Source organism: Trichocoleus sp. FACHB-46 (assembly GCF_014695385.1).
Taxonomy (GTDB): Bacteria; Cyanobacteriota; Cyanobacteriia; order FACHB-46; family FACHB-46; genus Trichocoleus.
Genome location: NZ_JACJOD010000059.1, coordinates 26,303 through 33,370, shown reverse-complemented (window position 1 = coordinate 33,370; position 7,068 = coordinate 26,303). Strand labels below are relative to the sequence as shown.

Annotated in this window: 5 protein-coding genes; 1 reads left to right on the top strand and 4 read right to left on the bottom strand. The window is 50.0% G+C overall.

The window, feature by feature from the left end; translation table 11 throughout:
- The coding region (locus H6F72_RS25905) for an IS1 family transposase (RefSeq protein WP_304940961.1) at window positions 1-124 on the bottom strand (124 nt) is incomplete at its 3' end.
- Window positions 125-522: 398 nt separating this feature from the next.
- On the opposite strand from H6F72_RS25905, the gene H6F72_RS25900 reads away from it, so the two are divergent.
- The gene (locus H6F72_RS25900; RefSeq protein WP_190442311.1) at window positions 523-1,572 is read left to right on the top strand and encodes an ankyrin repeat domain-containing protein; all 1,050 of its coding nucleotides are present in this window, start codon (window positions 523-525) and stop codon (window positions 1,570-1,572) included.
- 190 nt (window positions 1,573-1,762) lie between these two features.
- Here the strand turns inward: H6F72_RS25900 and H6F72_RS25895 are convergent, their stop codons facing one another.
- The 3 genes from H6F72_RS25895 to H6F72_RS25885 all read right to left on the bottom strand — a co-directional run bounded on the left by H6F72_RS25895 (window position 1,763) and on the right by H6F72_RS25885 (window position 7,068).
- On the bottom strand, window positions 1,763-2,482 hold the full coding sequence (locus H6F72_RS25895; protein WP_190442310.1) for a hypothetical protein: 720 nt from the start codon (window positions 2,480-2,482) through the stop codon (window positions 1,763-1,765).
- A gap of 29 nt (window positions 2,483-2,511) precedes the next feature.
- Entirely contained in the window at window positions 2,512-2,997 is a 486-nt protein-coding gene (locus H6F72_RS25890; RefSeq protein ID WP_190442309.1) for a hypothetical protein, read from the bottom strand.
- Between the two features lie 528 nt (window positions 2,998-3,525).
- Window positions 3,526-7,068, bottom strand: a complete 3,543-nt coding sequence (locus tag H6F72_RS25885) for a WD40 repeat domain-containing protein (protein ID WP_190442308.1) — start codon at window positions 7,066-7,068, stop codon at window positions 3,526-3,528.

The window sequence follows — 7,068 nt, the reverse complement described above, 5'->3', positions numbered from 1 at the left end:
GATAGCCTTTGGGCTGGTAAGCATCCAGGAACTGACGAGAGCACTGACGGCACAAGTAGTTCTGCTGCTGTTGACGGCGACCGTTTTTGACGACGTGAGTGGATTGACAGTCTGGACATTGCATCAGGAGACCCTCAACGCTGCATCATATTACTATTGTGCAACGCCCGCATTTTTAACTAGTTTGTGACCAATGAACAATTGCGTACTACAACAGGTTGGACTAATTTTGGCCTTAAAAATGCAGAAACGTCCATACTACAAGCGTAATCCTGAGTATTTTTGAAGCCTGAAACCCGCATTCCCTCGTTGAGTAATTGCGTCACTCGGCAATTACTCAATCACAAAATTACCTTTTAGCCCTGTGACAGTTTTTAGAGGTCTGGGTTGAAGTGGGGCGATCGCCTAGATGCTGAGAGACCGACAATATAGCTATCGATGCTCCTCAGTTAACTCCTCATTTGCGGAATCTTTCAGAATCGTGTGTAGTTGTCCCTAGGCAGCCAGTCATCTTCATTTGTTATGAGTTCGCTAATGGAGCCTTCGTCCTCGATGCGAAAAACCTTGCCCCTCATTTGGCGGGTTGTCAATATTGTGGGTCTAACAGCTTTCAGTGTTTGGCTGGTTCGCTTTGTCATCCTGTTTGCAATGCTGGAAGCCTCTATTCCTGCTCCAGCTAGGACTTTACTGGGAATTGCTCCGCCAGGGCTGTGTGAGGCAATAAAAGCTCGAAATGCTGATCCAGTCAAAAACTATCTAAATCAAGGCGGCAACCCCAATGCCATTCATGCCAGTCGCCCTGATTCGGATGGGCCTAGTTCTCTCTCCCTTCTCAGTTGTGCTGCTTGGCATGGCAACCGTGGAGTTGCAGAGATGTTGCTCGACCGAGGCGCAAAGATTAACGGCACCCACTGGGACCGAGGCCAAAAATCACCGCCACTAACACTAGCCCTGTTGGCAATCGACAGAGACGAAACTATCGTATCGAGTCGGCAGAATCGCGAAGTTGCAGAACTTTTGGTGGCCAGAGGTGCTGATGTTAACGTGAAGAACCGTATTGGTGTCACCCCGTTACATGCAATTGCAACGTCGCGTTATCGGGAGAATGCAGCAGACCGACGAGCGATCGCAGAGTTGCTGATTGCCGAGGGTGCGGGGGTCAATAGCAAAAGAAGTAGTAATCTCATCAATCGATTTATCTGTGATCGCTACGTGGTAGACGTGTCGGGAACATCTCCCTTGCACTTAGCTGCCTACTATGGTCAAACTTCAGTTGCAGAAGTATTGATTGCCAAAGGTGCAGACATTGCAGCTAAAAATGATTGCGGTCGCACTCCCTTACACATTGCCGCTAGAGAGGGTGATAGTCCTGCATTGGTAGAAACGTTGCTTGCTCAAGGGTCAGACAGCAATGCCAAAGATGTTTTAGGGCGGACGCCGCTTGCTGATGCAACTAGATCACTAGAGTTTCTACAGCGCCCTGACTATAACGTTGTGAACAAAAAAGAGCTTTCAGCCAATCTTTCTATCATCATTGAGTTGCTCAAGCGTCATGGTGGTCAGCAAAAGTAGCGGCCTTCAGTTGCAGCGGCTGACTCAGAACAGTTAGCTCTAGAATGCGTCAGCTCCATCAAGCAATTCTCAAAGTCAGCAAATGAAATTCTGCGGGAGATGTGCGATCGCATGGGGCAGATGAATTTCCTCTCACCCACGAGTTTCTGTCTTAGATGCTCGCTATCTTTACCCCTGTTAGTACAAACATTTAGGTATCTACTGCTTGTACGTACTGATTCAAAATTTGGTTTACAGCTTCTCGATGCCTTTCAGGAATCGGAATACTGCCAAAGCGCTGGAAGATTAAGGAGGAACGGGGTTTTAGTTCAAGCGTAAGGGTATTGGGGTTTGATGACTCCCAATAAAAGGACTTAATTTTTTGCCACTCAAGCAGACCACCCAGCGAACAGATACCTTTTTCTCTGAATTGAGTTCTGCCCAATCCGCCTACAAGAGAAGCAGCAGCCAAGGTAAGCAAAAGAACAAGCATAGGCAAGCCCTTTGCTAGCCTATCCGGTGATGGAATTCCGTCTGAGAAAAATCCCCAAGTATACACAAGCGCCGACCCTAATTGGAACCCGGCTGCCCAGAGAAACGTTTTTCCCTGTGGAATTTTTCCTGTATCAATCAGCAACGCTCCAGCTCTCTTAATCCTTAAGAAACCATTTAGGAGAGATGCCAGAAGTACGACGGTATTGAAGATAAAAAAGCTTTGAATTCCATATTCAATAGCCACTAGTGCCGGAAGGAGGAAAACAAGCCCCACCCCACATAGAGTTAGAAAAAGCAAGAAGGGGATAAATTGGAATTGATAATTTCTCCGGGTTGCTTTCCTTTCTAACATCTGCTGTTTCGCCGCATAGGCAGAGGCGTATGCAGCAACCAAGGTAAGAAATACAACAAGAAATGTGCCTATATACCAAATCATGAAACTCGATTTACTTCAAGTGCTTGATATTACTCGTGACGCAACCGTTGTCGGCTAAATGCTTGTCTTACATCTGGTCGGAACAAGTAGTAGATAATCAGACCAGCAAGAGTTAGTTGAAAGATTTCCCGAAAGAGGATGATTCCGATTCCAACTTTTGCTTCAAAAACCTCAAAAATTTGATTCAAGCTACCCAATATATTCACAATTGCTAAAGTGAGTGTCCCTCCCCAGGCCCAGCCTTTTAATTTCAGCAACCCATACCCCATCAGGAAACCAATGAGGCTAAGAATGACCACAAATCCGGCAGCTGTCACGGCTATTAGCTGTGCATACTCTGCTAAAGCTTGAGGTTGCACCTGGGGATATTCAGCTAGAAGATCCTGCCTAAAAACTTCAATGAAAATAGCTCTAGTGGGTTTAATTAGGAGAATAGCTAGGCTAGTGAACAACACAAAACCACTGTTAAAGAACAGCACACCTGCAAGGACAGTAACCCCTGTGGGACGGCTCATAAGGCTGCACGAATAATTGATGTAGAAATAACTACAACATATAGCAGTAGTTTTCTGCAAATTTTAGTGACTGTATAAATAGAAATTTGTCTAAAGGTGCTAGGGCTCAACTAGCAGGAGCGATCCCGCCTATAGGATTTTAAGGTTTGGGTACTTATTAGTGGACTAGTTGCGTCCCCGCAATTAAGATTTAGGGCGATCGCCCCATTCGTGTGCCGCCAGGGTACCAAAAAAGGGTCCTTTTTTGATAGGGCTTTTACTCACAACTCCCACCCTGATTCAAGGTCGTTTCAGCCTCGTCAATTTATACCCTTTTTTTGATAGCCGTTGATTGCTTAGTCCTACGTTCACCCAGTAGTCAAAATACCATTTTGATAATCTCTGATAAGCCTAGGTTCCAGAACTCGCTGCTTTTTCTCCAATGAGTTCGCCAACGGTATCCGAATCGTTACCGTACACCGAAAGAGAGACAATTGCCTTGGAATGTTCACTAACGACCAAAATCTTTATCTGCTAATATCAAGCCTACTATTGGCTAATGATGCCATCACAGAGGTGCCTGTCACTCTCGCTGACTTTAGAATTGTGGGTTAAATAATTTCGAACCCAATTACAACTGCGCCCCATTAAAGAGTCTAATTTGAAGTCTATTGCCCAGAGTCTGACCGTGTTGTCGTCACTGCCGGTTGCCAAGGTCTTGCCATCTGGACTGAAATTGGCGCTATAGACAGAGTCAGTATGCCCTGGGAGGGTGTGGAGTGCTTTGCCACTCTCCACATCCCAGAGTCTGACCGTTCTGTCGTCACTGCTTGTGGCCAAGGTCTTGCCATCTGGACTGAAACTGACGCTCAAGACAGAATTAGTATGCCCTGGGAGAGTATGGAGTGCTTTGCCGCTCTCCACAGTCCAGAGTTTGACCGTCCTATCGGCACTGCCGGTTGCCAAGGTCTTGCCATCTGGACTAAAACTGACGCTATAGACAAAGTCAGCATGCCCTGGGAAAGTACGGAGTGCTTTGCCACTCTCCACATCCCAGAGTCTGACCGTCCTGTCGTCACTGCTCGTGGCCAAGGTCTTGCCATCTGGGCTGAAACTGACGCTATTGACAGCCTCAGCATGCCCTGGGAAAGTACGGAGTGCTTTGCCGCTCTCCACATCCCAGAGTCTAACCGTCGTGTCGAGACTGCCCGTGGCCAAGGTCTTGCCGTCCGGGCTGAAACTGACGCTATTGACATAGCTAGTATGCCCTGGGAGGGTACGGAGTGCTTTGCCGCTCTCCACATCCCAGAGTTTGACCGTCTTGTCAGCACTACCGGTGGCCAAGGTCTTGCCATCTGGACTGAAACTGACGCTATTGACAGCCTCAGCATGCCCTGGGAGAGTATGGAGTACTTTGCCGCTCTCCACAGTCCAGAGTTTGACCGTCTTGTCAGCACTACCGGTGGCCAAGGTCTTGCCATCTGGACTGAAACTGACGCTCCAGACAGAGTTAGTATGCCCTGGGAGAGTATGGAGTTTTTTGCTACTCTCCACATCCCAGAGTCTGACTGTCTCGTCGAGACTGCCCGTGGCCAAGGTCTTGCCATCTGGGCTGAAACTGACGCTATTGACATAGCTAGTATGCCCTGGGAGGGTACGGAGTGCTTTGCCGCTCTCCACATCCCAGAGTCTAACCGTCGTGTCGAGACTGCCCGTGGCCAAGGTCTTGCCGTCCGGGCTGAAACTGACGCTAGTGATAGAGCTAGTATGCCCTGGGAGAGTACGAAGTACTTTGCCGCTCTCTACATCCCAGAGCTTGACCGTCTTGTCCCCACTGCCCGTGGCCAAGGTCTTCCCGTCTGGGCTGAAACTGACGCTATAGACAAAGTCAGCATGGCCTGGGAAAGTACGGAGTACTTTGCCGCTCTCTACATCCCAAAGCTTGACCGTGTTGTCCCCACTGCCCGTGGCCAGGGTCTTCCCGTCTGGGCTGAAACTGACGCTAGTGACGTAGCCAGCATGGCCTGGGAGAGTACGGAGTACTTTGCCGCTCTCTACATCCCAGAGCTTGACCGTGTTGTCCCCACTGCCCGTGGCCAAGGTCTTCCCGTCTGGGCTGAAACTGACGCTATGGACAAAGTCAGCATGCCCTGGGAGAGTACGAAGTGCTTTGCCGCTCTCTACATCCCAGAGCTTGACCGTCTTGTCTTCACTGCCCGTGGCCAAGGTCTTCCCGTCTGGGCTGAAACTGACGCTCTTGACAGACTCAGCATGCCCTTTCAAGCGGTTCCGTTCGCTTCCTTGATAAATGTTTCGCAAGCCAAGAATCACCTCTGGGTCAGTTGCACGTCGGCGTTGCAGAGTTTTCCCTGCCTTGACGGCTTGAACGAAAGCCTCTAACTCGTTTCCTCCACTAAAGAGAGATTGAGAGTAGCGACCCAGAGAATTGGCTTGATTGAGTTCTGCCTCGTTTGTCTTATTCCACGCCATCCAACCCAAGCCACTGCTGATCACGACTGCCACCAAAGAACCGACTGCAATCCCCCAGGCAGTTCTAACTTCGCGCCTGCGCTGGGCTACGGTTTTCTGGTCCTGACGTTCTTTTGCTTGCAGGCTCTGACGGATGAAGTTTCGCTCCGCATCACTGAGGTCATCGGGGCGTTCCTGCAGTTTCTCTTCCGCCTCTACTAACGCTGCCCCACGTAATAAGGAGCCTTCATCCTCCTGCGTCTCCTGCCATTGCTGCATCGCTCCCCGCAGCCGTTCCTGCCAAGCACGAAACACCCGGTCAGTCACCATCCAGCTCCGCAGTTCACCCCAGTTGCGAATCAGGGCCTCATGCACCACTTCCACCGTCTCTACCTGGGCTGCGTCACTGCGGCTGGTCACCACTAGGCGATCGTCTGCCAGTTGTTTCACCAGTGCCCAATTGACCTCTCCCAATTCTGCCTTTGTCGCCAGCCGTCGTGTGTCTTCCGCGCCTTCTCCTGGGCGCACCAATTGGATGAATATGCGCCGCATTTGTTGCTGTTCTGCGGGACTAAGGTTGCGGTAACTGGCATCAGCATGGCGGGCTAGTGCTCCCTGGACTTCGCCAATGTCGGTATATGCCACATGGGTTAACTGTTTCCCCTGCCGACGCTGCCACAACTCTGTCAAGGCAAATTCCAGCAAAGGCAAATTTCCGGGTTCAGCCTCCACATCCGCGAGGATACGCTCCACCAGTCCCGCTTCAAACGCAACTCCCAATTTTTCGGCAGGCTGAGCAATCACGTCTGTCAGTTCTGCCCGATTCATGGGCCCCAGTTTCAGGTCAGCATTTTGCAAGACATCGGCAAAGGGGCGATAGGATAGGGCATTGCCTAGGAAATCCGCTCGCATGGTTAACACAAGTCGGGCAGAGAGGGCGCTCGCTCCGACAGCGTTCAACTGGTCGCCTTTAGGAAAGCCGGCAATTAATTGGTTGAGAAAACTTTGCCGGGTTGCTTCCTCGATACAGAGCGTATAGAGTTCTTCAAATTGATCGGCAATCAGCAGAACGCGATCGTTTGGGAAATTATGTTGAATTTGGGCAAAAACATCTGCTAAGCCGATGTCGCCCTGGCGCAAGTAGTTCGCTAACTGTCGCGTTTGGGCGATGCGTTCTGTCTCATTTAGATTCGTTGCATACAGGGGAACTAGCGCCATCGCCAGTCCATGAAACGGATCAGACCCGGGACGAAAATGAGTAAACTGCCAATGTCCTGTTTGTTGCAATTTCGGGACTAATCCCGCTAAAACAACTGAAGATTTACCGCTGCCCGATGCGCCTAATAGCGGGAGGAAGTTACGGGTCTGGGTCGCTTGAACTAAGGTCTCGACAAAGCTTTCGCGGCCAAAGAAATACTCTGCATCCCCCGGACCAAAGTGAAACAAGCCCCGATATGGACAGGGGAGACTTGCATCCTCAGCATCCGGAGATTGAGCGGATACTACGGTTGTCTCTTCTCGGTAATAGTAATTGGTGATGTTAATCGTGGCGTTACCCGTCGCGGAAGTGGCAACATATTCCGCCTCGGTCACCTTCTGGTGAATCTCGCTTTGCTCAGACAT